Below are 25,879 nucleotides of genomic sequence, written 5' to 3'. Positions count from 1 at the left end.
CGGCGGCACGCGGCCTTCTCCAAACCGGTTGATCGGGCCACTCCACATCACAGCTGACGCCAGAACCCGAGAAATGGTACGAGCGTGCAGGGGTGCACAGTTTTTGATGGGTTTCGTAGCGGTTCCGTTTCGTTGGATGCAACCAAACGTAAACGTATTAGAACCAGCCAGTTTGGGGGAGTCTGCAGAATGCTGCTTCGGTCTGACCGCCGATAATGTTCACTTATCGGCGGTCAGAACGGCGGCGTCAGTAAATGAGTCTTACTGCGACACGGCACATTTCGTTTCGTGTGAATACGTCAATAGTGACGAAACCAACGCTACGATTCTCCGGTGTCCAACGTCTGCAACTACCCGGGCTGCTCCCGACCGATCACACGCGGCGGGGGACCTGGCCGCCCCTCGGAATACTGTGATCATCCAGACCACACGCGATGGCGCGCGTGGCGGGAACGTCAACGGCTACAAGAGGAGTCGGAGGCACCGGCTGGTTCCGTCACTGTGACGCAGCAGGGGCCGGTTACTGCGGCACGGCTCCGCGCGGATGAGCTGCTCACTCAATTCCGTGGGCTCGCTGACCAACTGGGCAACACCCTGAATGCCGCGGTCGCCGAACTGTCCACCCTGGGCGACCCGTCCGTTGCCGAAGCGCAGGTCCAGGCGGTGCAAGCCGATGCGGCTCGGCGTATTGCCGAGGCCGAAATGGCCACTGTCGCCGCGGAACAGGCGCGACGCGAGGCGGAGGAGGCGCGTGCGCTCGCCGAGGCCGCCGCCGACGACGCGGCCGGAGCGGCCGAACGTGCCGAAGCCTTGGTCGCCGACGCCAACAGCACCCGTGATGACGCGCTGCGCGAAGTCGAGCGCGCCACCCGGCAGGCCGCCGATGACGTATTCGCGGCGCGCAGCGAAGCAGAAGCCGAGGTGCGCACCGCGCGGCGCGAGGCTGCCGAGGAAAACGATCGGATTCGCAAGGAAGCCGCCGAACAGGTGGAACGGGCCGAACGCCGCGCCGCGACGGAAATCGCGCACGCGCAACGTGAATCGGCTGCTCAGGTCAGTGCGGCGCAGTCCGAACGCGATCTTGCCGTCCAGCGCGCCGCCGACGCCGAACGCGCGACCGAGCGTGCGGAGCAAGCCGCGATGGAACGGATCGAAGCCGCCAACGAGGCCCGCGAGGAATGGCGCAGGGTTCGCGCCGAACTCGATACCGCCCGCACCGAACTGGCCGAGATCCGCCGTACCGCCGCCGCCGATCTCGCCACGGTCCGCGCCGAAGCAGCGGCCACGATCGAGAAGGCACGCACCGAGGCGGCGCATCGCATCGAGGCACTGGACGAAGCACGCACCCAAACCCTGGCCCGTGCGGAACGCGCCGAGGCTCAGCTCGACGAACTCCTCGCCGAAACCCGCCGCAAGCCAGGAAACATCACGGCGCTGGACAGTCGATCGGGGGCGTGAGTTCGTACTCAACGATCCCGAGTCGTTCATGGCCGGGATCGAACGGCGCCAGTCGACATCGGTCTGAAGCCGTCGCCGCGCGAGCCGTAACACCACACGGCAATTCGAGAGTAGGCACCTGGCTGCGGCACAGCGTGGGAACGGCACTCCTCGGCGTTCGCCGCCCATCGCTACCGTCAGCTCCGCTCGGCGGCCCAGCCGGGAGTCGCGGTGTCAGAAGCCGCATATCGCTACAGACAAGGCGCGGTCGCCATGTGCACCACTCTGCGACAAAACTTCTGAAAATTGCCGCACACGACGATGTCGAGAACCGGTCACCTGCTCCGTCCTAGGGATACACCGGCCAGAACGGCCGACCACACCGAGAGGACGACCATGCAACCGAACGAGATCACCGAGGTGCTGAACCGACCGATGAGCCGCGAGCTGCTGGCGCGCGACTTCACCCGGCTGGCGTACGTGGCCAAGGACGGCACACCCCGCAATATCCCGATCGGGTTCACCTGGAACGGTTCGGAGATCGTCATGTGCACCTCGACGAACGCCCCGAAACTGGCTGCCCTGCGCCAGAACCCGATGGTGGCGTTGACGATCGACACCGAGGTGCATCCGCCGAAGCTGTTGCTCATCCGCGGTCGGGTCGAGTTCGATGTCGTCGACGGCATCCCGGAGGAGTACCTCCAGATGAACGGCAGTTACCAGATGACGCCCGAGCAGCGCGTCGAATGGGAGGCGGGGGTTCGGGCGCTGTACGACAGCATGGTCCGGATCGTGGTGACCCCGACGTGGGCGAAGCTGATCGACTTCGAGACGAACCTGCCGAGCCCGATCGAGGAGCTGATCCAGCAGCGGGAAGCGCCAGCAAGCCTGAGTCGAGACAAATTCGAGGGCGCGATGTCGAGAACCCGCCCGCTGCTCCGTCCCTGAACCAGACCGGCCACAATGGGCCGAGCCATATCAAGGAGAACCTCATGAAGTACCTGTTCCTCAAGCACTATCGGGGCGCACCCGCATCGGTCAACGGCGTCCCGATGGACCAGTGGACACCGGACGAGATCACCGCCCATGTGCAGTACATGGAGGACTTCGCCGCTCGACTCCAGAGCACCGGCGAGTATGTCGACTCGCAGGCGATCGCCCCGGAGGGCACGTTCGTCCGCTACGACGGTGAGGGACGGCCGCCGGTTACCGACGGCCCTTTCGCGGAAACCAAGGATCTGGTCGCCGGCTGGATGGTGGTCGACGTGGACAGCTACGAGCGGGCGATCGAGCTCGCCGGTCAGTTGTCCGCGGCGCCGGGTGCGGGTGGTAAGCCGGTCCAGGAGTGGCTCGAGGTGCGCCCGTTCTGGAGCCCGCCGCCGACCATCACGGAGTGACGCGCAGTGGATGACGCTCTGCTGCGGGCACTTGCGCCTGCGGTGATCGGCATTCTCGGCCGCCGCGGCGCGGACTTCGCGGCGGCCGAGGATGCGGTGCAGGAAGCATTGCTCGAAGCGGTGCGCGTGTGGCCGGACGATCCGCCGCACGACCCCAAGGGCTGGTTGGTCACCGTGGCCTGGCGCAAGTTCCTCGACGCCGCCCGCGCCGACACCTCCAGGCGGCGGCGCGAGGAACTGCTCGAGGAGGAGCCCGCGCCCGGCCCGGCGGAAACGGCGGACGACACGCTGAAGCTGTATTTCCTGTGCGCGCACCCGTCTTTGACACCGGCGTCGGCCGTCGCGCTGACCCTGCGCGCGGTCGGCGGGCTGACCACGAAACAGATCGCGCAGGCCTATCTCGTGCCGGAATCGACCATGGCCCAGCGCATCAGCCGGGCCAAACGGACCGTGTCGGGTGTTCGGTTGAACCGAGCGGGTGACGTCGGCACGGTGCTGCGCGTGCTCTACCTCGTCTTCAACGAGGGCTACTCCGGCGATGTCGACCTCGCCGCCGAGGCGATCCGGCTCACCCGTCAGCTGGCGGTCGTGACCAAGCACGAGGAGGTGGCGGGACTGCTCGCGCTGATGCTGCTGCACCACGCCCGGCGCCCGGCCCGGACGCGCGCCGACGGGAACCTCGTGCCACTCGCGGAACAGGACCGAAGCCTGTGGGACACCCGCATGATCGCCGAGGGTGTCGACATCCTCCAAGCCGCGCTCAGCCGAGATCGATTGGGGGAGTTCCAGGCTCAGGCCGCGATCGCGGCGCTGCACGCCGATGCCCAGTCCGCCGAAGAGACGGACTGGGTGCAGATCGTCGAGTGGTACGACGAGCTGCTGCGCCTCACCGACAATCCGGTCGCCCGCCTCAATCGGGCCGTCGCGGTGGGCGAGGCCGACGGACCGCGGGCCGGGCTGGCAGCGTTGGCGGAGCTGAACCCCGGCCTGCCCCGCCATACCGCGGCCGCGGCGTACTTGCATGAACGCGACGGCGACTTGGTGACTGCCGCACGGCTCTACACCGAAGCCGCCGGGTCGGCCACCAGCCTCCCGGAACGTGTTCACCTCACGCGTCAGGCCGCGCGACTCAACACGCAACTGCGCGGGTGAGTGGAACCCCTCTGAAATCGTCGCAGCGTCAACGGAATAGGCGACGATCGAGACGGCTCGGTCCCATAAACTCGAGACACAACAGCGCCGCGAGGCGGAGCAGGAGGACTCGAAGCATGGCCGTGATCCACGAGACCACGATGGTGCCCACCAAAGTCGAATTGTTGGCCTCGTGGTTGCCGACGAGGTCGTGGTATCGCGGCAGCGCTCGCCCGGTGCTGCAGCGGACCGGGGGTTTCCGGCTCGACGACCCGGCCGGGGAGGTCGGGATCGAATTCATGGTGGTGACCGACACTTCGGGCGCAGAGCCGGTCAGCTACCAGGTGCCGTTCGCCTATCGCGGCGCACCGCGCGACGGCGCCGAAGACACGCTGATCGGCACGTCGATGCACGGTGTGCTCGGGCAACGGTGGCTCTACGACGGGACGCGCGATCCGGTCGTGGTGGCGCAGATTCTCGCCCTGCTCGGCGGAACGGTCCAGCCTCAGGCGCAGCATGCCAGCGCGACGGTGGATGAATCGGTCGCGGTGACCACACCCGATATCGCCGTTCCCACACTGGAATCGGAGCCGGTGGTGGCGGAAGACGGGTCGTCGCGCACCGACATCATGGTCGGTGCGCAGGTACCCGGCAGCACTGCGATCGTGCGGGTGAACCGGGTGCTGCAACCCGGTGACGAGTCCTCCGACCGGGCCGGTGCCGGTCACGTCACCGCGTCATGGCAGTTGCCGGGCGATACTTCGGTACGTGGTGTGTTCTTGTCCTTCGACGGTCACGTGGAGAGTTAGCGAGGCCTGTGAAAGAGGATGGGCCGCAAGGCTGTCCGCCGACCCAATGGGGGGTTTGCCGAGGCCGCGACACCGTAATGGGCGGGCCTCTCGCCGGTTGCGACGCACCACTGGTTGTCGTGACTGCCGACTATGACCCGGCATCTGCCACCTCTGCCCCGACCGAGACGACGGCTATTACTGTCGAGGAATGAACCCGCAGCCGCTTGCCCTGCCATCCGCTGACTGGTCCGCCTGGCTCGCCGATTACGTCGGCGACCGATTGCAGTCCGCGTCGGACACGCTGAAGCAGCTGAAAGACGGCACTTCCCGCGACACCGCCACGGTGCTCCGCCGCTGGAACGACGCGGACATCGCGCTGCGCGGTGCCGAGTCGGCCGCCGGATTGTTCGTCGAGGTCCACCCCGAGTCCGAGGTGCGCACCCTGGCCGAAGAGTTGGTCCAGCAGATCGATCGGAGCAAGACCGATCGCAACCTCGACCGTGCGCTCTACGACATCGTCGCCGCCACCGACACGGAGGGTCTGGACGACGTAGCCCTGCGCATGCGCGACCACGTGCTACGCGACTTCCGCCGCAGCGGGGTGGACCGCGACGAGAAGACCCGCACCAGGCTTCGCGAGATCTCCGAGCGGCTCACCGTGCTGGACCAGGACTTCGGCCGCGCCATCCGGGACGACGTGCGATCTGTTCGGCTCGCCGCAGAGCAACTCGACGGTTTGCCCGCCGATTTCCTCGCCGCGCATCCGCCCGCCGAGGACGGACTCGTCATGGTCACCACCGACTATCCGGACTACCGCCCGTTCCGTACTTACGCGCGCGACGCCGATGCCCGCCGCAACCTCACGATCGAGTTCGAGAGCCGCGGTTGGCCGTCCAACGACACTGTCCTGCACGAGATGTTCGACCTGCGTGACGAGAAGGCCCGGCTCCTCGGCTACGAGAGCTGGCCCGATTTCGACGCCGACGTCAAGATGATCGGCACCGGAAATGCCATCGCCGAATTCATCGAGCGGATCTCCACCGCCGCTGATGCTGCGGGCCGCCGCGACCTCGACGCACTGTTGACGCGCCGCCGGGAGGACGACCCCGCCGACACGATCGACCGCTCCGAGACCGGTTACTACATGGAGCTGATCCGACGCGAACAATTCGATGTCGATGCCAGGGAGGTACGCCGATACTTCGATTTCACCCGGGTCCGCGCCGGCCTGCTCGAGGTGACCGGCCGACTGTTCGGCCTGGAGTATCGGCCGGTCGACGTCCCGCGCTGGCACGAGGACGTCACCGCTTACGACGTCTACGCCGACGGTGAACGGCGCGGACGGATCTACCTCGACCTCCATCCACGCGCGGGCAAATACAAGCATGCGGCGCAATTCGATCTCGTCGGTGGCATCACCGACCGGCTGCTGCCCGAGGGAGTGCTGGTGTGCAACTTCCCTCGTGGGTTGATGGAACACCAAGACGTCGTCACGCTGTTCCACGAATTCGGGCACCTGATTCATCATGTGCTGGGAGGTCGGCAGGAGTGGGCGCGCTTCTCCGGCGTGGCCACCGAGTGGGACTTCGTCGAGGCGCCGTCACAGATGCTCGAGGAATGGGCATGGGACGCGGCCATTCTGGGCACCTTCGCCATCGATGAGAACGGCACTCGCATCCCCGCCGATCTGGTGGAACGGATGCGAGCGGCGAAGGACTTCGGTAAGGGAATTACGATAAAGACCCAGGTCGGCTATGCCGCAGTGTCGTATCTACTGCACCGGGACCGGCCCGCCGATCACACTGCAGCGGTCATGCAGGCCATGGAACGCTACGGCATGATCCCGGGTTTGCCGGGCACGCATTTTCAGGCTTCGTTCGGACATCTCGCCGGATACACCTCTGCGTACTACACGTATTTGTGGAGTCTGGTGATCGCTAAGGATCTGTTCTCGGCCTTCGACGCCGATGACCTGTTCGATCCCGCAGTGGCGCATCGATATCGCGATCGAATTCTCGCTCCCGGTGGATCTCGGGACGCGGCGGATCTGGTGGCGGACTTCCTCGGTCGGCCGTCCGGATTCGATGCTTTCACAGCGTCGTTGGATACCGCGCCGGTGGCGAATGCTGCTCGATCGGCCCCATAAGTCCCGGGTTCGGAACGGAACACTCTAGCCGCTGAATCGTCAGATCGACGCTCCACGTGAGCATCTGGCAACGCCCTAGCAACTCGTGTGGATGGTCGCCGACCTGACCGACCGAGGAGTCCAGCGGTCCCGCGAGAGTGCCGACTACGTCCGATGATCGACACTCGGCGCACCGAGTGAAAGCAAACACGCGGCTAACTGAACGGCTCGGCCATATCATGTAGCTATGCCCGAAAACGAGCTCGGAGGGCGTACGGAACCACTGGCCGGCGGTGTCCGGCAGGCGATAGTGGTCGCCGGTGCCTGCTCGATGATCGTGGGTGTGGTCATAGCGATATGGCCGCACAAATCGCTGCCGACCGCGGAGCTGCTTTTCGGCCTCTACCTGCTGCTCAACGGCGGACTGCAGATAGTTGTCGCATTCGGTGCGAAAATCGCGCCCGCCCTGCGCGTGCTCGTCTTCGCCAGCGGAGTGGTGTCGTTGCTGCTCGCCATGCTGTGCTTCAACGGCGGCAATTCGGCACTGTTGCTGTCGTTCTGGATCGCCCTGGCGTGGTCGATCCGCGGCATCTGCCATGCGACAGTCGCCGTCTGGGCAACCAACCTGGCCGGCGGCGGCAGGCAGGAAGTGTTCGGGCTGGCCACCATGCTGCTCGGCATCCTCGTCGGCGTGCTGCCCTTCGACTCGGTAGACGTGCTCGGCCTGGTGGTCGGACTGTTCCTCATCCTGATCGGGACCATGGAGGTGCTCAGCGTCGCCGCGGTACGCCACGGTGTGGTGGACCTGACCGGAGTGTCGCGGATGCGCGCGGTTCGCCTGGACCCCTGATCGCAAGTTCCGGGCACGTGAAGCTGAAATCTGGTCTCGTGCAAGCGAAGCCTGCAGGGAACCTGTCGGGATATGGCGGTTGCAGACGGTGCGGCCCGATTCCTGAAGGGCAGTCCCGCATGCACCACCACGACGATGACGTGAGCGTCTGCCCGCGTGGTGGGACGACGGCACTTGGCACAGGTGGTGCATGGCTGCGCGTTTCACGGCAACGGGACACGGCTCGCGGCCTCGCCCGAGTAACTTCCGCCGCCGTGTCCCGCACGACGCGGAGTTCGACAGCGGCGGGGCACGGTGGCGGAGAAGTACGAGTGGGAGCGCCGTCAGGTCCCGCTCGCCGCAGAGCCGGGCAGCGAGCGGAACACCGTGGCGGAGAAATACGAGTGGGGGCGCGGTCATGTCCCGTTCGGCACGGAGTCCGGCGGCGAGCGGGACTTGGTGGCGGAGACGTGCGAGTGGGGGCGCCGTCAAATCCCGTTCGACACGGAGTCCGACGGCGAGCGGGACATCGCGGTGGCGCACGGTTCTCACCCAACCCTCGTGCACACCATGCCGGCATGCGCTCGGGGAAGATGCGTAGTGCATTACGGTAGTGCCGCTCCCGTGCACGGGGTTGACTGAATACCATGGCATTCCAGCAACGTCCGCTTCGATCGCCGGCCGAGCTGATCGTGGTCACCAACGGTGCGGACACCGCACTCACCTCGGCCGTCTTGCGCGAAAGTCAGAGCACCGAGGCGCGGTTGACCACGCTACTGCCCGAGGGTTGTCGGCTCGCGCGGATCTTCGGCCCCGCCAACCGCCTGCCCGCTCGCGTTGCGGGAACCGCGCACGAGCCCGTTGCCGCGGTGTATCTCCAGTACTTCTCCGTGCATGGCGTCACCGAGGATCTCGCGGCAGTCGCCGCCCGTCTGCGCGAAGACGATGAGGTCGACGGCGCTTACGTGAAACCGCCCGCCGAACCGCCGATCGCACCCGACGGCGCGCCGGTTGCGCGGGCCGACGACGCACCACCGGTCACCCCGAATTTCCAAGCGCGCCAGGGCTACCTCGACCCCGCACCGCAGGGCGTCGACGCCCGGTGGGCGTGGACCATGCCGGGCGGACGCGGTCAGGGTGTGCGCGTGATCGATATCGAAGGCGCATGGCGGTTCACTCACGAAGACCTGATGATCGGCCAGGGCGGTGTGATCGGCGGCAACCCCTCGCCGGCTCGAGGCTGGCGCGACCACGGCACCGCGGTCGCGGGCGAGATCAGCGGGGACGTGAACGCCTACGGCATCACCGGTATCGCACCCGACGCCCTCATTCGCGCGGTGTCGATCTTCGGACCTGGCTCGGCCGCCGCGATCCGCACCGCCGCCGACGCGCTCGGTGCAGGCGATGTCATCTTGCTCGAACTGCACCGTCCCGGACCGCGTTTCGACTATGCGGGTCGCCCGGACCAAGCGGGCTACATCGCGATCGAATGGTGGCCCGACGATCTCGCGGCGATTCGCTACGCCGGCGCCCGCGGCGTCATCGTGGTGGAAGCGGCCGGAAACGGTGCCGAAGACCTCGACGCCGCCCTCTACGACCGGCGCCCCGCCGAGTTTCCCGCCTCGTGGCGCAACCCGTTCCGCGGTGGTGCGGCTGACTCGGGTGCGATCGTCGTCGGAGCGGGTGCGCCGCCGCAGGGCTTCCACGGCCGCGACCACGGTCCCGGCCGGTCCCGGCTGGCCTTCTCCAACTTCGGTTCCCGCGCCGACGCCCAGGGCTGGGGCAGGGAAGTGACCACCACCGGATACGGCGATCTGCAGGGCGGCTCCGACGAAGACCTCTGGTATACCGACGTCTTCAGCGGAACGTCCAGCGCCTCACCGATCGTCACCGGCGCGATCGCGAGTTTTCAAGGCATCAGCGCGGTCGCCGATTCCCGGAAAACGCCCGCCGAGATACGCGCGCTGCTGCGGGCTACCGGATCAGCCCAGACCAGCGCACCGGGACGCCCGGCGAGTCAGCGCATCGGCAACCTGCCCGATCTGAAAGCCATGGCCGCGCCCTACTGATCGACGTCCGGCGATCAAGGCTCATCGACCGGTGCCCGCACCCCAACTCGGAAGCTGAGCAGTCTGTTTCGGATCGGTGAGCTGGCGGGCGTTGCTGCCGTCGCTGTTCATCACCCAGATCTGGGCACCCGGCTCGGGTGCCGGATTGCGGGTGTAGACGATCTTCGAGCCGTCTGGCGAGAACGCCGGGTGCACCGTCGCGTCATCGGTGAGGGGACGGACATCGGCACCGTTGGCATTCATCACGTAGATCTCGGAGCGGTTCTTCCCACCCCGGTTACTGGTGAAGACGATCTTCGTGGCGTCCGGCGTGAAGGCCGGGTCGGAGTTCCAGAACGGATCCGCCAGCAGCTGCCGCGCGTGTGTTCCATCGGCTGCCATTACCCAAATAGCGCCGGTCCTGGTGAACAGAATCTTTGAACCGTCAGGGGAGAACGCGGGATTCTGCGACGAGGCTTGGCCGGGGCCGGGCGGAGCCGTCGGATCCGGGGGCGCGGTGAGCTGCTTCAGGTCGCTGCCGTCGGAATTGATCGCATAGATGGCACCGCCGCGGGCGAAGGCGATCCGGGATCCATCGGGGGAGAACTTGGGGCCGTAACCGCCGTCGGTGATTCGCCGCACGTCACTGCCGTCCGGATCCATCGTCGAAATAGCGGTGCCACCGACCACGATCTTCGATCCGTCGGGGGAAAAACTCGGATGGTTGCCCTCGCCGATCCGAACCACATCGGTGCCATCGGGATTCATGACGAAGATCGATTGCCAGCCGTCCTGGAACACCACCTTCTCCGTCCGTCGCGGTTGCTCCGAATGGGGTGACTGGTCCGGGCCCGACGGCTCCGAACCGCAGCCGACGATCAGTCCGGACAGCGCAACGCCGACAACCACATGTCGTAGCGCGACTTTCACTTTCCGCATGCCGACCAACCTAGCCACGCGAACCCCTTCGCGGCGAAGCAATTCCGCGACCCGTACCAAGCTGCTCGGCGCGTTCCGGGCCACCGCTGGTTCAGCGGCGCGACTGAACGAGACGCGATGGCCGGCCCCATCAGCGCGTCGAAGCCCTCGTGCTCCGGGCGGCGGCTGCCCCGGACGGCGCAGCATGCGAACTGGCACCGCATGCCACAGCATGATCGGCCACCCCATAGCGGAGTGCGCCCCTACCCCTACCGAGTAGCCCCTACCTGCGGATTCGAGTAGTCGAGCACTCGTGGCAGCGGGCCGAGATGTCGGCACTCTGAAGGTGCGGAGAAAGGAGCGAAATCATGAGCGAGCGAATCGACAACGCAGTCGCTGATGCGATGAGCGAGAGCGAGGCGGGGTCATGAGCGCCATCCACATTCGTACCTCCGGACATCATCAGCCCGGACTGGCAGGTGGTGCGGGCACGCACGGCATGGTCGCCTTCGGCACCGGCCTCGACTGCTACCTGTCGTACCGTCCGACGTTCCAGTCGCCCTACAACTACCAGGTGCTGCTCGAGGTCGCACTCGACGAACGCGGCAGCCGGGCACTCGGCGCGGACCGGCGGTCCGGCTACACCGGCATTCACACGTTCGATCCGGAGGACTTCCCGATCGCGGAGCTCGACCCGGGGCGTGTGCGCCCGCGCAAGTCGTTCCGTGGCACGCTGATCCGGGGCAGGCGCGAACGCGATGGCATGGCGATCGCCAGCGACGTACTCGCCACCGTGCGACGTGTCGTCCACTTCACCGAACTCGATCCGGATCGCGAACGCGGTCGCGGACTGCTCACGCATCTGTGCTTCGGCCGGCCGAGCCGGATGTATCTGGCGCATCACATCACCCGTCAGCCGAGCTTCGATCAGATCGTTTCGGCCTGGATCGTGCCGGGAACGGTGACCGACCTGCTCGGCGAGCCACTCGCGGACGAGGTCGTCCGGAAGACCTTCGAGCAGGCACAGCCGATCATTCTCGGGCAGCGCGAGTTCACCGGCATGCGGTTGCGCGCAGGCGAGCTGGCCGTCGCGGCGTTCCCGGCGACCGCCGCATCCGGTGGCGCACAAGGATTTCTGGCCGAGATCGCCGTCGAACGGCAGATCTACCTGGAGGTGGCCGATCTGGCGTGACCGCCAGGTGGCTATTGTCAATACGCCGCAGGTCGCAGTCGCGGCACCCTGGAGATCGGCGCGGTTGTCAGCCCGTTGACGGACGCGCGGTTCCGGTTCGGCAGGCTAACTTCACTGGTATGTCGGAATCGGTTGTCCCCGCTGCGGTCTCGGGTCGACGGATCGCGGAGGTCGACATTCTCCGGGGATTCGCGCTGTTCGGCATCCTCATCACCAACGTCCTCGTCGCAAGCGCTCTGTGGTCGTACAACGGGACGAGCGACAACCCGCAACCGCGCTTCGACAGTCGCCTCGACCACACGGTGCACGCGGTGGTCGAGGCCTTGTTCTCCGGCCGGTTCTATCTGCTGTTCGCGTTCTTGTTCGGCTACTCGTTCACGCTGCAGATCGCGGCGGCCCAGCGCGCGGGTGTCTCGGCCAACGCGCGACTGTTGCGCCGCTGCCTTGCGTTGATGGTGATCGGGCTGGCGCACGTGTTCTTTCTGTGGATCGGTGAAATCCTCACCTTGTACGCGTTCCTGTGCCTGATCCTGATCCCGCTGAAGAAACTGAGGCCGCGCACCGCCGTGATCACCGGTGCGGTGCTGTATGTGGTGTGGTGCGGGTGGAGTTTCCTACCGGCCGAGGACGACAAAATCGCCGCGCTGTCCAGTTTGTTCGACCTTCAGCGGATCCACAACGGCTATACCGGCACCCTCGAAGACACCCTCGGCACGCAGATATGGCTCGCTCCCATATTCATCGGCCTGATCTGGTTCACCCAGGGCCTCACCAGCCTCGGCATGTTCCTGATCGGTATGGCGGCGGGGAAACGACAGCTGTTCAGCGACCAGGAAACGTTGCGGCGGTGGGCACCTTGGTTCCTGGTCGTCGGCCTAGGAGTCGGTTTGCCGGTGTCGCTGGGCAGCTTCGCGGGATCGATGAACTGGATGATCATGCCGAGTGTCTGGCCTGGTATTCAGCAGCTGGTCAATCCGCTGATGACGTTCGCCTACATAGCGGGCATCATCTGCCTCACCCAGTCTCCGCGCACCGCGGCCGTGATCGGGCACCTTGCGCCTGCGGGGCGGATGGCGGCTTCCAACTACATCGGGCAGTCCATCGTGCTCATGCTGATCTACACCGGTTATGGGCTTGCGCTGGTCGACGAGATTCCACCGCTCGGCGTCGTCGCCATTGCCTTGGTCACCTATGCCGCGCAGCTGGCGTTGAGTACCTGGTGGTTGCGTCATCACCAGTACGGGCCGGTGGAGTGGGTGCTGCGGGCCGCGACGTATCTGTCCCTTCCGCAGTGGTGGCGGAAGCCGGAACAGGTTCCGGCACAGGCGGATTGATGCCGAGCTATGCGTGGCGCCGACTATCGATAGAAGCGCGACCTGCGCCCATGCTGACCAGCAGCGCGAGGATAAGCAGCAATAGCCATTCGGGGGCGTAGAAGAAGTTGCTGACGCGGTCGGGAAGAGTGTGGAAGTTCTTGCCTATTGCAGGGATTACCGACAGCCACAGCGCACCGACCATGGTGGCAGCGAGAGCGGCGGCCGCGACTCGGGTGAGGGCACCGAGTATGAGCAGAGCGCCGCCGACGAGCTCGATCCAGGCTGTGACCGGGGCTGTGAGGTGGGGAAACGGTGCGCCGAGTGCGACGAACTCGTCGCGGAACCAGTCGAGATCGGTGACCTTCTTGAATGCGCCGATCAGGAACATCAGCCCCACGCTGATGCGGCAACAGAGCAGCCAGATGTCGGCAGTTCGAGTTTGCGGGCGCATAGCTACGAGTGTCACATAAGTTCGGCAGCCAACCTCTGCGCGAAGCAATGACGCGCAAAGCGGTGAGGTGTCTGTCATCGGACACCCGCCCTAGTTGGGTGCCGCACGTCCGCAGCGCAGACAACGCGAGCAACCCGGCATTCGGAGGGGTGCGCAACGGTGGCCCGCGATGCGGTTTTCCGAACCGATAGATTTAGAGGGAACCGTCGGCGACCCGGGCACGTCCAACCTTGCATAGAGTGCCCCGACCCCCTCAAGGAGCATCCGTTGACCGAGAGCGCCGCCAACGCGGCACCGAACACCTTCAACCTGGTGCCTGACCACGTCAGCGACGCCGGCCGCTACGTGCAGACCACCGCCCAGAACCTCATCAACGGTTTGCGTTCGGCCTCGGCCGACGTCACCGCGCTCGAGTCGAGCTGGCGCGGCACCGCGGCGACCGCGTACTCCACCGCGTGGGACGAAGTCCATCGCGGTGCCCTGGACGTCTTCGAAGCTCTCGCCGACATGGCCGACCTGCTCGGCGTCGTCGTCGACCGCAGCGCCGCCACCGACACCGGCAATGCCGCCGCGGTAAGTTCGCTGAACCTGCCCTGACAGTCATCGCTCCGCACCGAGACCCGTTGGGGGACAACGTTCTATGACCGACCAATACCGCGTCGACCTCGCACACCTGGACGCCGTCACCGCCAAGGTGGCCGCACTCAACTCCTTCGTCGCCGACTCCCTGACCGAACTGGACCAGCGCATCGCCACCGTGCAATCGACCTGGAACGGTGCCGCCGCCGACGCGCACGCCACCGCCCACGCCGAATGGGTCGCCGCCGCGGCCCGCATGACCGAAGGACTCGACAAGATGCGCGCCGCCGCAGCGGCCGCCCACGCCTCCTACGAGAGCGGAACCGCCGCCAACCTCGCCATGCTGGGCCGCAGCGGTCAGGTCGCGCAGTGACCGGAACTGTTCTCGACGTCGACACCACGGTCTACTACGACACTGCTGCCAAGGTGGCTGCGGGTGCGTCGGCCTGGTGGGCGGCAATCGATGCGCGCTGGCCGGAGCTTGAAAAAGCTACCGACATGGCGGGCAGTTACGAGGACGCTCTCGCGTGGGGAAGGTCCTATGACCAGCGCGCGACCGAGATCTTGAAGATGGTGGAGAAGGTCGCCACCGCCGCGCATAGCTACGCCATCGTCCTCAACGAGATGGGTTATCAGCGCGCGCTCGATGAGCACGGCGCGACCATCGGCGCCGGTCCTGCGCCGGTCCAGCCGCCGAAACCGCCGTTTCCGGTGCTGGCCTGCCGCAAGCCGCTGCCCAGCGCCGGTGGTCCCGGTCAGGGATTGGTGGACGAGGGGCTCGGCCTGGTCAAAAAGATCGGCCTCACCATTCCCGACGGCAATGCGACCACCATCTCGAACGCTGGGCTGACCTGGGACAGTGCCCGGACTTCCGACGGGGCCGCCGCGTTTCCGGGGATCCTGGAAGCGGGTGCCGTCGCGTTCCAAGACATCATCGCCCCTGAAGCGGCGTTCATCGATGAGGATCTGCGAGCTCTGAAAGTTGCTGCGGAGCAGGTGCTCACAGCCATGGGGGATCTGGCACAGTCCTGCCGCGATCACCGCGCGGCCCTGGACGAACTGCGCGACCAACTCCGCCAGCAACTGGAATTGGTCCGCGACGCGCTGATCCAAGAACTCGCGATCACGGCTGCCATTTCGGTCGCGTCCTCCTTCATCACTTTCGGGGCCGGTGCGGCCATCGGTTTGGCCGGTGCCGCAGCCATCTGTGCCCGCTACGCGCGCCCCATGCGCACCCTGATCGAGAATTGGCAGAGAGCCCGCAATATCAAGGCGGGGGTGAAATTCGACCAAGACCTTGCCCGCGCCGTACAGGAATGCAAACGCCTCGAAGAGCTGGCGCCGAACGGCGTCCCCAAAATCCGGCGCGCGACCACACCGGCCGCTACACCTCTCACACAAGCCGAGATCGATGTCCTCAAGCAGGGCATCAACGACCCGCGCGGCAATTCCCTGTCCCGGCTGTTGCGTAAGGGCGAAGACCTCACCCCCGCCCAAGCCAAGCAGATCGAAGACCTCACCAAGGCCATGGAGAAACTACCCAAGCATGAAGGCCCGGTGGTGCGCCACACGAACATGCGCCCGGAATCTCTGGACGAATTCGTGCCCGACCAGCCCTACAGCGACAAGGGGTTCATGTCCACCAGCAACAAGCCCGAAGGATCGAACGACACCCTGGTGAACAATTCCAAGGTGGAAATACGCATAGTCAGCAAAAATGGCCGAGACTACAGCCAATACGGAACTCCCGACGAGATCCTGTTTTCACCGAATACCAATTTCATGGTTCACAGTAAAACGCCGCTCAGTGACGGCCGTACCTTGATCACCATGTCAGAAATGTAGGGAGGGCATAATGCCGAAAGAAGTTGGCGGGAAGATTTTCTATACCCGTGAAGAAGCCGAAGCGGCCGGAATGAAATTGCCGACCCCGGAAGAGTTCGCCCGTAACCAGGCGATACTCGACCAGTTCGACGCCGACATCCGTGCGGCAGCCCCGCCACCGGAAGGGACCATGCCGGCAGGATTTGGCGGCCGGTTCTCCGATGACCTGGAAGGTACCGAGTGGGAGGGCTGGACCGTCGTGAACGGTCAATGGTTCGACCAGCACGGCAACCCGGTGGACTAGGTAGGCAGTGAGCTGCGGCCGTCGCTAATTCTGTTGCGTCACAAACGAACGCGACATGATCACGCGGTGGCCGGGCGTGGTGCAGCTCGCTGTGCAGCACCTTCATCGGTCACGGATTCCGGCTGGAGTGCCAGCATGGCGGCGAGTAGTTGATCCCAGGTGGTGGGTGGGAGTTCGTGGCCGATGCCGTTCAGGGGGAGGAGGGTGGCGACGGGGATCTCGCGGGCCATGGCCTCACCGTTGCCGTACGGGAAGAATGGGTCGTCGGTGCCGTGGGCGACGAGGGTCGGCACGGTGAGGTTGCTCAGGCGTTCCCGCCAGCGGTCGCCTGCCTCGACGTATGCCAGGTTGAGCATGCTGGAGGTTATGTTGGTGGTGCGGTCGACTATTCGGGTTGCTTGGTGCCGCCCCTCCTGGTCGTCGAATCCGTTTGCGCCTGCGCGTATCCGGGCCTGTTCGACGCAGTAGTCGATGACTGCTGCTCGGTCGGACCAGTCCGGAGCTGGGGTCTTGGTGAAGGATTCTTTGATCCGGTCCGAGTGGTCGGGCAGGTCTGGGTCTGCCGGGCCGGGGGATGTTGGGCGGGTGTTGATGAGGGTCAGGGCCGAGACGCGGTCGGGGTGGTCGAGGGCGGCGAGCTGGCAGATCCATCCGGCGACGGAGAAGCCGACCAGGTGTGCTCGGGGAAGTTCGAAGACATCCAGCAGTCCGATGATGTCCGAGGCCAAGTCGCGGAGGGTGTAGCCGGGCGAGCCGGTGGGATAGGCGGTCGACCGGCCGGTGTCGCGGATGTCGTAGCGCAGGACGAAACGGCCGGCGCGGGCGAGCCGCTCGCAGAACTCGTCTTCCCAGAACAGGCGCGAGGTGCTCGGCAGCAGCACCGGCGGCTGCCGCCAAGACCCGAAGGTAGTCACACACAGGTCGGCGTCGCCGACGGTGACCAGGTGCTCGGGCGATCGTTGGACATCAAGCGGCATAGGGACTCCTCTACGGTTGCGTGTCGCAAGAAGAGACCACCTCAGCCGCAGTAACTCATCGGTCCCCTGGTGTTCTTCATGACGCCACACCACGGCCCCGAAGTCCGGCTGGAGTACTACGGCACCCGGGCGGCGAGGAGTAGGTCTAAAAGTTGCTGTGCGAATTTGGTGGGCTCGTCAGTGAAACCGCTATGTCCACCGGGGAATTCGGTGAGGGGGAGGTTGAGATGAGCGGCCAAAGTGGCAGCTGGTCGGTGAGGGAGCTGGCCTCGGGTTTCTCGGCCTGCGGCGAGGACGAGGCGGTCGGTGTGGGCGGCGAGGGCGGTCTCGTCGGGTTTGTAGGAGGTGATGGGGCGGAGTTCGTTGGCAATCATGGGCGCGGCATTCGCGTGTAGGCGGTGAAGCATTTCCGCGGCGCGGGGTGGGAGGTCGGCGGGGTCGGCCATGGGCTTCATGGTGCCGCCGATGCCCTGGAGGAAGCGGGCGCCCGCGGCTGCCACACCTTCGGTGCGGAACAGGGTGTAGACCTCGTCGATGAACGCCTTCTGTTCGACGGCGTCGGGAAGTACTGCGAAGCACGGGGGTTCGTGGGCGATGACGAGGCGTAGCCGTTCGGGGTGATGGATGAGCAGATCCAGGGCGATGACCGCGCCGCCGCTTCCGCCGAAGACGTAGGCGTCTTCACCTGCGGGAGTAAGGGTTTCGAGCAGTCGGTAGGCGTCGTCGCGTTGCGTCGCGACCAGCTCGCCGACCGGCTCGGCGGTGTCGAGAATGCTGCGCGAGTAACCGCGCGGGTCGAGGGTGGCGACCGTGAAATGTTCGGCCAGGATGTCGGCGATCGGGTCGAACACGGCCGCGTCGCCTCCGCTGCCGGGTAGCAAGAGAAGCAGGGGGCCGCCGCCGCGAACCTCGCAGTAGAGGGTGGCGCCGGGGACTTTCAGGGTGCCGGTTCTCATTTCTCGTCCTTCTCGTTGCTGGACGGCCACTGCTCGAGCGTGACATGCAGCGCGTCGATGATGCGTTCCCAGGAGGCGGCGGTGTCGCGGGAGTGGCTGAAACCGCCGGTCGCCTCCAGCGCGGCGTAGCCGTGAAAAGTGCTGCGCAGCAACCGGACCGCGTCGGTGAGGTCGGGTTCGGTGAGGCCGTAGGCGCGCAGCATGCCGTAGGTGAGTTCGATGCCGCGCACCGCGCCGGGGGTCGGCTCGACCAACCCGGGCGACACCGGCGCTTGGGTCGCGGCGTAGCGGCCCGGATATCGCAGCGCGTACTCGCGCCAGGTGTGCGCGAAGGCGGCGAGGGCGTCACGGCCGGCGCGTCCCGCGACGGCGGTCGCGATGAGGTCGGTCTTTTCGCCGGCGGCGAGCATGGCGACCCGCGCCCGCAGCTCCTGCAGGTTCTTGACGTGGGAGTAGAGGCTGGCGTCCTTGACGCCGAACTTCTTGGCCAACGCCGACATCGTGACCTTCTCGAACCCGATCTCATCGGCGAGGTCGGCGGCCGCGCGCGTGACCCGTTCGGCGGTCAAACCGGCTCGTGCCATCATGTGGACACCTCCTTAGCTAGTACGCCTAGCCTATAACCTAGGCATATTAGGTTTGGCAAGCCCCGGCCGGCGCTGACCGAGTCGGCCACGACTGGACCGCGCACCTGTGTGACGGCTTGCCCAGCGATATCCAGGCGGTTCTCGGCGAACCGGGGTGATCCAGTCCCGGCATGCGGCGGATCCCCACGGTCGTCGATGAGTTTCGCACCCACGCACCGTCGTCAGTCGTGAGCACGTAGCACTCGCAGAGGAGAACTCATGACCCAGACCTCGTCCGTCGCCACCCACACCCTCGATGTCCCCGGCGCCCGCTTGCATTATGAGGTGCGCGGCAGTGGACCGCTGATCGCACTGGTCGGCGCCCCGATGGACGCCGCCGCCTTCGCCCCGCTCGCCGACCTGCTCGCCACCGACCACACGGTGCTCACCATAGACCCGCGCGGACACAAGAGCAGCGTGCTCGACGACCCGGAACAGGACTCGACCCCCGCACTGCGCGCCGACGACCTGGCCCGGATCCTCGTCCACCTCGACGCGGGACCCACCGTGGTCTTCGGTTCCAGCGGTGGCGCTGTCACCACGTTGGCGCTGGTGCAGGCGCGCCCGGAACTCGTCAGCACCGCGATCGCGCACGAGCCGCCGCTGAACGTCGTGCTCGACAGTGAATTGCGCACGAGCACAGCGGATCTCGCCGCCACCTACGCCAGCGGTGACGTACTGGGCGCCTGGCGCAAGTTCTTCGCCAACGCCAACATGGAGATGCCGGAGCCGGTACTCGAGCAGATGTTCGGCGGCGACCGCGATCCGGCGCAGGTGGCCAGCGAGCGCTACTGGTTCCTGCACGAGATCACCGGAACCGTGTGGTGGGAGCCGGATTTCGAAGTATTGCGCGCGACGCCGGTCCGGCTGGTTGCCGGGATCGGCGGCGACTCGACGGACCAGTTCTGTGATCACACCACGCGGGCGCTGGCCGCACGGATCGGTGTCGAGCCCACCCTGTTCCCGGGCGGGCACATCGGATTCGTCGACGACCCAGCGACTTTCGTCATCCGACTGCGCGAAGTGCTCGGCTGAAGGTGGTGTCCTGGGCGGCGGTTCTGCCCGCACCGCCGCCCAGGACGTTCACCGGGCGACCCGATGAGGGTCGAGGCCGCTCGGAGTCATCACCCGTGGGGTGACGTCTGGCTAGGTGAGGCCACGGATGAACTCGGCCAGGTACTGACCGCTGTAGTCCGGCTTTCCGTTGTTCTGCACCGCGGCCGCACCGATCGTATCGATATGCGTATAGCCCGGCAGAGTTTCAACTTGGGCGGTGGCTCCGGTCGGAATCCAGGTACCCACGCCGTACTGGACGACACTGTCGCCCGCGTAGGCGATGAAGTTCGGTTTGGTGCGACTCATGTTGTGGTAGCGCAGATTCACCATGTTGCCGCTGCGAGCGCCGGTGAAGCCGGCACCGAGATCGATGACCATGCGAGCCGGAAAGTAGGTCTCCCAGTATGCGGTTGGCGCACCGGTGCCCAATTGCCTTGCCACGGCGTGGATGTCGGAGGTCTCCCGGCTAGGCGCCGTCCACGGCACGCCGACGACGTCGTTGTAGTTGCGCCACGTGTAGAGCACGTTCCGATCGGTCGGCGCGACCCGCGTCTGCGGGCCCGCGCTCATCCGCAAGTAGTTGCCCAATACCGGAACCTGGGTCGCTCCACCGCCATTGGGGAAGGTCTTCTCCTGCACCGGACCACCCGCGAGTGCGCCGACACCCTGTTGCAGCAGTGCGAAATTGCCGGAGTTGTTGTCGATGAACGTGCCGAGCAGCGCCGTATTGGTGAACCGGTAGTCGCGGATGGTGCCCTCGCCATTCGAGCCGCCGGACGCGACCGCCGCCCAGCTCTGGCCGAACATGGTGGTGAGTGTGGTCTCCACCTCCGGATCGTGCAGGTGGGCCAGTAATTGGCTCTCCTCGTCCGGTGCGAGATGCGCGGCGAGCCCGGCGAGTCGGTAGAGCATCATCGCTTTGGTGCCGATCACCGGAACGGGGCCGAGGGTGCGCATCGGCAGCAACCCGCTGTCGAATCCCGCTTTGAGCACGGTGTTGGTCGGGCCCATGAGCGCGTTGGTGACGTCACTGAAGAACGGCGTGTTCTGGATGGCGGCCGGATCCGAGGAGACCATCGAGTCCTGGGCGGCGAAGGCGGCGCACTGGTTGTAGCCGGCGTCGGCCTGGGTGGCCGGGTTGCCGTCGAAATCCCAATCCGAGAAGAACCCGGTGACCATCCCGCCCATCGAAATGCCGGTGCAGATGTATTTCCGTTGCCGCTCGGCCTGATCCGGCACCTCGTGCAGCATGATCTCGTACTGGTCCCTGATCACCCGCTCCACGCCGATCGCGTCGAGGATGGCCAGGTCCTGCGATTGCTTGAAGCCGGGGAAGGTGCGCCCGTCGATCGGCTTGCCGTTGAAGTAGTAATCGACCGCGTCCAGGTAGTTCCCGGTCTGCAGCGCGTAGTCGAAGCCCGCTGTCTCATCCAAGCAGGCGCCACGCCGTGCCAGCGACCAGAACTCGATGTTCCGGCCGAGGGATTTCGCCGAGCGCACGGTATTGCCAGCGACACCCTCGGAATTGACTGCGCCGCCGCCCAATCCCTGCTGCTGCACGACCACCGCGTCGGCGTCGCGCGAGTTCTCCGGACCGCCGACGGGCCGATAACGCAGGTACCCGGTGCGATCGCAGGCGTCCGGGTGCGGGGCCACCCCTGCGGGCAACGGCAGCCGGAAGCTCACGTAGGACACCGCGATTCCGTCCCGCGTCGCGACCTGCTGCTCCTGGCGGTCCGTCGCCACCGACGCGGGCGGTTCCTCGGCCGCCGCCGCCGATCCCGGCGGGACCAGACCGGCGGCCACCACCGTCATCACCACCGTTGCCGCCCAACCATTTCGGCGCTCGCCGCGCCGCCCACCCTGCTGTACCGACCGTCCGAGACGCCGCGCCGCATTTGCCACGGTCAGTGACGTTGCCACGGACCGAGACCCACGTCACTGGGAGATTTGTCAGGAGTTTGCCCGATGGTTCATGCAGTTCGCCAAGATCAACGGATGGTGGTTTCGACCGAGATCGCCCCGGCTCAGACGGTCATGGCGGCGTGGGCGCAGATCCGGTTTCGCCCGGCTGCGTCTTTGCCGCTCGATCGTCCGGGCCCGTCATGGAATGAGAGTTGCTGAGTTCCACAGCGGTCGCGTCGACGGCTGCTCGGCAGCCGTCGGGCAGGTGATCTACCACGAGTCGGACGGCTTCTGACGGTGTGTCCGCATGTCCGAGGATTGTCCCGCTGCGACACCGACTTGCGCATGACCTCGGTTGTCCGTGCGCGCGACGACCGGCTGTGGCGACGCCACCACTCAGTCGCCGTGCCAGGACCGCCACAATCCGGCGTAAATGCCTGCCTCCGCGACGAGTTCGTCGTGCGTGCCGAGTTCGATGATCGAACCGTCGGTCATCACGACGATGCGGTCGGCGTCGTGCGCGGTGTGCAGGCGGTGGGCGATGGCGATCACTGTGCGGCCTGCCAGGACCGCGGCTAGGGCGCGCTCGGTTGCGCGGGCGGAGGCCGGATCGAGTAGGGCCGTTGCCTCGTCGAGGATCAGTGTGTGCGGGTCGGCCAGTGCTACCCGGGCCAAGGCGAGTTGTTGGGCTTGTGCGCCGTTGAGTGTGTGTGCTGCGCCGCCGAGTTCGGTGTCGAGGCCGTCGGGAAGGTCCAGGGCCCAGCGGGCGTCGACGGTGGTGAGGGCGTCGTGCATCCGCTCGTCGGTGGCGGTGGGGTCCGCGATGCGTAGGTTGCCGCGCAGCGTGTCCTGGAAGACGTGGTGCTCCTGGGTGACGAGAACGACCTGGCGCCGCAACAACTCTGGGGTGAGGTCCGCGATCGGCACGCCACCGACGGACACGGTTCCCGACCGTGGTTCCTCCAGTCCGGCGAGGAGCCGGCCGAGGGTGGTCTTGCCCGCTCCCGATGGTCCGACGATCGCGAGTTTCTCCCCGGCCGCGATGTCGAGGGTGACGCCGTGCAGCACGTTCCGGTCGTCGGTGTAGGCGAAATGGCAGTCGTAGACCTCGATTCGGTCGTCGGCGGGCTCGGCGGTGCTGCGGGGTTTGTCGCTGGGCGCCTGCGCGAGCCCTTCGACGCGGGCGTAGGACGCACTGCTCTGCTGGAGCTGTTCGATCCACATCATGATGGTGTCCAGCGGCCCGGACAGTTGCCGCAGGTAGAGCACGGCCGCGATGACGGTGCCGAGACTCACCACGCCTGCCCGCTCCAGCATGCCGCCGAGGAACAGCACGCCGGCCAGCGCGACTACCTGCGAGACATCGATCGAGGGCATCAGCACCGAACGCAGCCACAGGGTGCGCAGCCGGGTCCGGCGTGCATGTGCGATCGCGGCATCGGTTTGCGCGCGGCGGTGCTCGTGCAACCCGAACGCCTCGATGGTGCGGGCACCCTGGGCGGTCGTCGTGAGGATGTCGGCCAGTGCTGCGGTGGCGGCACCCTCGGTGAGGTAGTCGGTGCGGGCCCGGCGCAGATACCAGCGCAACGCTACGGCGATGCCGATCAGACTGGTCAACGCGCACACGCCGAGCAGCGGATGCAACACCATGACCGCCGCGATGATGAACACGGCCTGCACCGTGGCCACCAAAACCTCTGGGGCGGCGTCGCGTAGCGCGGTGGCGGCACTGCCGACGTCGCTGGTTCCGCGAGTGACCAGATCACCGGTCGGCACATGTTCGACGGCGGAGGCGGGCAGCGCGAGCGTGCGGTCGAGGTAGCGTTCGCGGATTCGGGCGGCGGCCCCCTCACCGAAACGTGCGCCCGCGTACAGCGCGAACCTGGTCAGCACCAGCTGGATGAGGGTGAAGGCGACGATCGCCAGCGCGAGTTCGTCGATTCTGGATACCGCGCCCGGCCCGGTCGATTCCTTGACCGTGTCCACGATCGCGCCCAGCAGGCGCGGTGCCGCGAGCCCGGCTGCGGCGGCGAGGGCGTTGAGGAGCAGCATTACGGCGAAACCTGTTTGATCCGCACGGATCTCGTGCCAGGCGGCGCGACGCACGGCGGCCCGGCCCGCGACGGGCAGAGTCGCGGCGTCCTTACTTACGGGCGTCATCGCAGCACTCACGGGGCTCATCGCAGCGCCTTCTCGTCCGCGTCGCGGGATACCAGGGCGCGATAGCCCGGCTCGCCGGCGAGCAACTCGTGATGTGTGCCGCGAGCAGCCACCCGCCCGTCGACGAGGTATTCGACGACGTCGGCTTGCTCCAGCACGAGCGGGGACGTCGTCGTGACGACCGTGGTCCGGCCGGTGCGGGCGAGCCGCAGCCTGGTCGCGATGACCGCTTCGGTGTGCGTGTCGACGGCCGACGTGGGTTCCACCGCGAGCAGAATCTGCGGTTCGGCGTACAACGCGCGAGCCAGTCGAAGACGTTGCCGCTGACCGCCGGAGAGGTTGCGTCCCTGCGCGGTGATCATCGAGTCCAGTCCGTCAGGCAGTGCTTCCAGCACATCTGTGGCCGCGGCGGCGTGGACGGCCGCTTCGATTTTCCCGTCGTCCGGTTCGCGTCGGCCCGCGACGACCTCCCGCACCGTGCCGGTGAACAGCGCGGCATCGTTGTCTGCCAATACAATTCGTGCACGAACCTGTTCCAGCACGATGTCGTCCAGTCGGCGTCCGCCCCACTCGGCCGACGACTCCGCGAATCGACCGAGCCGGTCCACGACGGCGACGGCGTCACCATGGCGGCCACCCGCGAGCGCGGTGAGCACGCCGGGCTGGACCTCGACTCCCGAGGCCGGGTCCCGCAGGGTTTCCGGTTGGTCCGGTGCGTCGGCTGCGGTCGGCGCATCCGTGTGATCGGGTGTCACTGCGAGCAGCCGGATCACCCGGCGGGCCGCGATGATGCCCTGGGTCAGCATGTAGGCGCCTTCGATGAAGAACGACACCGGGACCACCAGCATCGCGACATAGCCGTACACGGCGACCAGATCGCCGATCGAGATCGTGCCGTCGACGGCCATCCGTGCGGCCAGCCAGGTGACGGCGGCGAGGAACAGCGCGGGCAGTCCGGTGCCGAGCGCGCCCAGCCAGCTCATCACCGCGCCGACCCGATAGCCCTTGTGCCGCAAGGACTGTGAGTCTTGGCGATAGCGGTCGATGTAGTGCTGCTTGCCGCCGAGACCGTTGAGGATGCGCAGGCCCGTCAGGATATCGACCAACCGGGCGGTCGAAACGCCTTGGAGCTCACGGTAATCCGCGCCGACCCGATACAGTCTGCCGAGCAGCGGGCCGACCACGACCACGAGCAACGGAACACCGGTCAGGATGACCAGGGCGAGCAGCGGCGACAGCGAGAACAGGAGCATGGCCACGGTCACGTAGGCGATCACCGCGCCGACGCCCGGGCCGGTGATCGTCAGCGACGAGGCGATCGCGCGCACGTCACCCATGCCGATCGCCGCGACCTCGCCCGCCGTGGTGCGTCGTGCCAGTGTGGCGCCCAGGTGCGCGGCGTGGTTCGCGGTGGTGCGGGCGATCCGGAACGAGGCGTCCATCCTGACCTTGGTCATCGTGCGGTGCCGGGCGACGGCCAGTCCCGCGTTCGCGACCCCGGCGCCGAGGATCGCGAGTGTCCACCACGCCAGTGCCGGCATATCGTGCGCGAGTAGTCCGTCGTCGATCGCCCGGGACAGCAGGTAGGGCGGGAGCGCGAGGCCGACCGTCCACAGCGTGCCCAGCACCGCGCCGGTCGCGACGCGGGCGCGTTGGCAGACGACCAGCCACCACAGCAGTCGCAGGGGACCGGATTGATAGTCGGTAGGTTCACGCTCGCTCATGGCCCACACCCCTGCCTGTCGATATCGACGGTCCCGTACGAATCGTATTGGGCGGGCTCATTTCTCACTGCACTCGCCGCTGCGGCACGGGCTTTCCCAGTTCTCGACCGCATCCCCGAGGAACCGCGCCGAT

General features: G+C 66.5%; 23 protein-coding genes. 15 read left to right on the top strand and 8 right to left on the bottom strand.

All coding sequences use genetic code 11. The features are described from left to right. Window positions 1-501: 501 nt before the first annotated feature. The 8 genes from IBX18_RS09990 (at window position 502) to IBX18_RS09955 (ending at window position 9,779) form a co-directional block, all read left to right on the top strand. The gene (locus tag IBX18_RS09990) at window positions 502-1,458 is read left to right on the top strand and encodes a hypothetical protein (protein WP_194833417.1); all 957 of its coding nucleotides are present in this window, start codon (window positions 502-504) and stop codon (window positions 1,456-1,458) included. A 375-nt stretch (window positions 1,459-1,833) separates the two neighbouring features. Then, a complete protein-coding gene (locus IBX18_RS09985) occupies window positions 1,834-2,385 on the top strand; it encodes a pyridoxamine 5'-phosphate oxidase family protein (RefSeq protein ID WP_194833416.1) in 552 nt (183 codons plus the stop codon). A 44-nt stretch (window positions 2,386-2,429) separates the two neighbouring features. Further along, window positions 2,430-2,834 carry a YciI family protein gene (locus IBX18_RS09980; RefSeq protein ID WP_135237251.1) on the top strand — a complete coding sequence of 135 codons (405 nt, stop codon included), beginning with the start codon at window positions 2,430-2,432 and terminating at the stop codon, window positions 2,832-2,834. A gap of 6 nt (window positions 2,835-2,840) precedes the next feature. After that, window positions 2,841-3,986: an RNA polymerase sigma factor gene (locus IBX18_RS09975; RefSeq protein ID WP_194833415.1), complete on the top strand. Its 1,146-nt coding sequence runs from the start codon at window positions 2,841-2,843 to the stop codon at window positions 3,984-3,986. Between the two features lie 116 nt (window positions 3,987-4,102). Continuing rightward, window positions 4,103-4,774 carry a 1,4-alpha-glucan branching protein gene (locus tag IBX18_RS09970; RefSeq protein WP_194833414.1) on the top strand — a complete coding sequence of 224 codons (672 nt, stop codon included), beginning with the start codon at window positions 4,103-4,105 and terminating at the stop codon, window positions 4,772-4,774. A 190-nt stretch (window positions 4,775-4,964) separates the two neighbouring features. Beyond that, a complete protein-coding gene (locus tag IBX18_RS09965) occupies window positions 4,965-6,902 on the top strand; it encodes a M3 family metallopeptidase (protein WP_194833413.1) in 1,938 nt (645 codons plus the stop codon). 226 nt (window positions 6,903-7,128) lie between these two features. Continuing rightward, window positions 7,129-7,731 carry a DUF308 domain-containing protein gene (locus IBX18_RS09960; RefSeq protein WP_194833412.1) on the top strand — a complete coding sequence of 201 codons (603 nt, stop codon included), beginning with the start codon at window positions 7,129-7,131 and terminating at the stop codon, window positions 7,729-7,731. A 626-nt stretch (window positions 7,732-8,357) separates the two neighbouring features. Next, entirely contained in the window at window positions 8,358-9,779 is a 1,422-nt protein-coding gene (locus IBX18_RS09955; RefSeq protein ID WP_194833411.1) for a S8 family serine peptidase, read from the top strand. Window positions 9,780-9,800: 21 nt separating this feature from the next. Here the strand turns inward: IBX18_RS09955 and IBX18_RS09950 are convergent, their stop codons facing one another. Beyond that, window positions 9,801-10,697, bottom strand: a complete 897-nt coding sequence (locus tag IBX18_RS09950; protein ID WP_194833410.1) for a PD40 domain-containing protein — start codon at window positions 10,695-10,697, stop codon at window positions 9,801-9,803. Between the two features lie 406 nt (window positions 10,698-11,103). On the opposite strand from IBX18_RS09950, the gene IBX18_RS09945 reads away from it, so the two are divergent. Beyond that, window positions 11,104-11,868 carry a hypothetical protein gene (locus IBX18_RS09945; RefSeq protein ID WP_194833409.1) on the top strand — a complete coding sequence of 255 codons (765 nt, stop codon included), beginning with the start codon at window positions 11,104-11,106 and terminating at the stop codon, window positions 11,866-11,868. Window positions 11,869-11,987: 119 nt separating this feature from the next. Next, complete coding sequence (locus tag IBX18_RS09940; protein WP_194833408.1) at window positions 11,988-13,202, top strand: DUF418 domain-containing protein; 1,215 nt, start codon at window positions 11,988-11,990, stop codon at window positions 13,200-13,202. A gap of 7 nt (window positions 13,203-13,209) precedes the next feature. Here the strand turns inward: IBX18_RS09940 and IBX18_RS09935 are convergent, their stop codons facing one another. Beyond that, window positions 13,210-13,635: a DoxX family protein gene (locus IBX18_RS09935; protein ID WP_194833407.1), complete on the bottom strand. Its 426-nt coding sequence runs from the start codon at window positions 13,633-13,635 to the stop codon at window positions 13,210-13,212. Window positions 13,636-13,902: 267 nt separating this feature from the next. On the opposite strand from IBX18_RS09935, the gene IBX18_RS09930 reads away from it, so the two are divergent. The 4 genes from IBX18_RS09930 to IBX18_RS09915 are packed head-to-tail and all read left to right on the top strand — an operon-like array spanning window position 13,903 to window position 16,342. Further along, a complete protein-coding gene (locus IBX18_RS09930) occupies window positions 13,903-14,232 on the top strand; it encodes a WXG100 family type VII secretion target (RefSeq protein ID WP_194833406.1) in 330 nt (109 codons plus the stop codon). A 43-nt stretch (window positions 14,233-14,275) separates the two neighbouring features. Next, complete coding sequence (locus IBX18_RS09925) at window positions 14,276-14,587, top strand: WXG100 family type VII secretion target (protein ID WP_194833405.1); 312 nt, start codon at window positions 14,276-14,278, stop codon at window positions 14,585-14,587. Further along, window positions 14,584-16,059 (top strand): hypothetical protein, encoded by a 1,476-nt coding sequence (locus tag IBX18_RS09920; protein ID WP_194833404.1) that lies wholly within the window; start codon window positions 14,584-14,586, stop codon window positions 16,057-16,059. The genes IBX18_RS09925 and IBX18_RS09920 overlap by 4 nt, the downstream gene beginning before the upstream one ends. A gap of 10 nt (window positions 16,060-16,069) precedes the next feature. Then, the gene (locus IBX18_RS09915; protein WP_194833403.1) at window positions 16,070-16,342 is read left to right on the top strand and encodes a hypothetical protein; all 273 of its coding nucleotides are present in this window, start codon (window positions 16,070-16,072) and stop codon (window positions 16,340-16,342) included. 59 nt (window positions 16,343-16,401) lie between these two features. On the opposite strand, the gene IBX18_RS09910 is transcribed toward IBX18_RS09915, so the two are convergent. From IBX18_RS09910 to IBX18_RS09900, 3 genes are all read right to left on the bottom strand, one after another. Then, window positions 16,402-17,319 (bottom strand): alpha/beta fold hydrolase, encoded by a 918-nt coding sequence (locus IBX18_RS09910; protein ID WP_194833402.1) that lies wholly within the window; start codon window positions 17,317-17,319, stop codon window positions 16,402-16,404. Window positions 17,320-17,435: 116 nt separating this feature from the next. Continuing rightward, window positions 17,436-18,275, bottom strand: a complete 840-nt coding sequence (locus tag IBX18_RS09905; protein WP_194833401.1) for an alpha/beta fold hydrolase — start codon at window positions 18,273-18,275, stop codon at window positions 17,436-17,438. Beyond that, window positions 18,272-18,862: a TetR/AcrR family transcriptional regulator gene (locus IBX18_RS09900; protein ID WP_306796209.1), complete on the bottom strand. Its 591-nt coding sequence runs from the start codon at window positions 18,860-18,862 to the stop codon at window positions 18,272-18,274. The genes IBX18_RS09905 and IBX18_RS09900 overlap by 4 nt, the downstream gene beginning before the upstream one ends. Window positions 18,863-19,120: 258 nt before the next feature. Between IBX18_RS09900 and IBX18_RS09895 the strand changes: the two genes are divergently transcribed. Further along, window positions 19,121-19,936, top strand: a complete 816-nt coding sequence (locus IBX18_RS09895) for an alpha/beta fold hydrolase (RefSeq protein ID WP_194833400.1) — start codon at window positions 19,121-19,123, stop codon at window positions 19,934-19,936. Between the two features lie 111 nt (window positions 19,937-20,047). Here IBX18_RS09895 and IBX18_RS09890 read toward each other — a convergent pair whose 3' ends face one another. The 3 genes from IBX18_RS09890 to IBX18_RS09880 all read right to left on the bottom strand — a co-directional run bounded on the left by IBX18_RS09890 (window position 20,048) and on the right by IBX18_RS09880 (window position 25,746). Beyond that, complete coding sequence (locus tag IBX18_RS09890) at window positions 20,048-21,880, bottom strand: hypothetical protein (protein ID WP_306796208.1); 1,833 nt, start codon at window positions 21,878-21,880, stop codon at window positions 20,048-20,050. Between the two features lie 378 nt (window positions 21,881-22,258). Then, window positions 22,259-24,043, bottom strand: coding sequence for an ABC transporter ATP-binding protein (locus IBX18_RS09885; protein ID WP_194833399.1), 1,785 nt, complete (start codon window positions 24,041-24,043; stop codon window positions 22,259-22,261). Continuing rightward, window positions 24,040-25,746 carry an ABC transporter ATP-binding protein gene (locus IBX18_RS09880; protein ID WP_194833398.1) on the bottom strand — a complete coding sequence of 569 codons (1,707 nt, stop codon included), beginning with the start codon at window positions 25,744-25,746 and terminating at the stop codon, window positions 24,040-24,042. The genes IBX18_RS09885 and IBX18_RS09880 overlap by 4 nt, the downstream gene beginning before the upstream one ends. Between the last annotated feature and the right edge of the window lie 133 nt (window positions 25,747-25,879).

Origin of the sequence: Nocardia sp. XZ_19_369 (assembly GCF_015355715.1) — a bacterium.
Taxonomy (GTDB): Bacteria; Actinomycetota; Actinomycetes; order Mycobacteriales; family Mycobacteriaceae; genus Nocardia.
The sequence above is the reverse complement of the archived record's forward strand: the minus strand, read 5'-3'. Positions and strand labels throughout refer to the sequence as shown.

Bases quoted from the DNA above. Each gene is read 5' to 3' on its own strand.
- IBX18_RS09960 (WP_194833412.1), top strand. From the start codon at position 7,129: ATGCCCGAAAACGAGCTCGGAGGGCGTACGGAACCACTGGCCGGCGGT.
- IBX18_RS09980 (WP_135237251.1), top strand. From the start codon at position 2,430: ATGAAGTACCTGTTCCTCAAGCACTATCGGGGCGCACCCGCATCGGTC.
- IBX18_RS09915 (WP_194833403.1), top strand. From the start codon at position 16,070: ATGCCGAAAGAAGTTGGCGGGAAGATTTTCTATACCCGTGAAGAAGCC.
- IBX18_RS09935 (WP_194833407.1), bottom strand. From the start codon at position 13,635: ATGCGCCCGCAAACTCGAACTGCCGACATCTGGCTGCTCTGTTGCCGC.
- IBX18_RS09955 (WP_194833411.1), top strand. From the start codon at position 8,358: ATGGCATTCCAGCAACGTCCGCTTCGATCGCCGGCCGAGCTGATCGTG.
- IBX18_RS09895 (WP_194833400.1), top strand. From the start codon at position 19,121: ATGACCCAGACCTCGTCCGTCGCCACCCACACCCTCGATGTCCCCGGC.
- IBX18_RS09950 (WP_194833410.1), bottom strand. From the start codon at position 10,697: ATGCGGAAAGTGAAAGTCGCGCTACGACATGTGGTTGTCGGCGTTGCG.
- IBX18_RS09900 (WP_306796209.1), bottom strand. From the start codon at position 18,862: ATGATGGCACGAGCCGGTTTGACCGCCGAACGGGTCACGCGCGCGGCC.
- IBX18_RS09940 (WP_194833408.1), top strand. From the start codon at position 11,988: ATGTCGGAATCGGTTGTCCCCGCTGCGGTCTCGGGTCGACGGATCGCG.
- IBX18_RS09905 (WP_194833401.1), bottom strand. From the start codon at position 18,275: ATGAGAACCGGCACCCTGAAAGTCCCCGGCGCCACCCTCTACTGCGAG.
- IBX18_RS09925 (WP_194833405.1), top strand. From the start codon at position 14,276: ATGACCGACCAATACCGCGTCGACCTCGCACACCTGGACGCCGTCACC.
- IBX18_RS09985 (WP_194833416.1), top strand. From the start codon at position 1,834: ATGCAACCGAACGAGATCACCGAGGTGCTGAACCGACCGATGAGCCGC.
- IBX18_RS09880 (WP_194833398.1), bottom strand. From the start codon at position 25,746: ATGAGCGAGCGTGAACCTACCGACTATCAATCCGGTCCCCTGCGACTG.
- IBX18_RS09945 (WP_194833409.1), top strand. From the start codon at position 11,104: ATGAGCGCCATCCACATTCGTACCTCCGGACATCATCAGCCCGGACTG.
- IBX18_RS09910 (WP_194833402.1), bottom strand. From the start codon at position 17,319: ATGCCGCTTGATGTCCAACGATCGCCCGAGCACCTGGTCACCGTCGGC.
- IBX18_RS09970 (WP_194833414.1), top strand. From the start codon at position 4,103: ATGGCCGTGATCCACGAGACCACGATGGTGCCCACCAAAGTCGAATTG.
- IBX18_RS09885 (WP_194833399.1), bottom strand. From the start codon at position 24,043: ATGAGCCCCGTGAGTGCTGCGATGACGCCCGTAAGTAAGGACGCCGCG.
- IBX18_RS09965 (WP_194833413.1), top strand. From the start codon at position 4,965: ATGAACCCGCAGCCGCTTGCCCTGCCATCCGCTGACTGGTCCGCCTGG.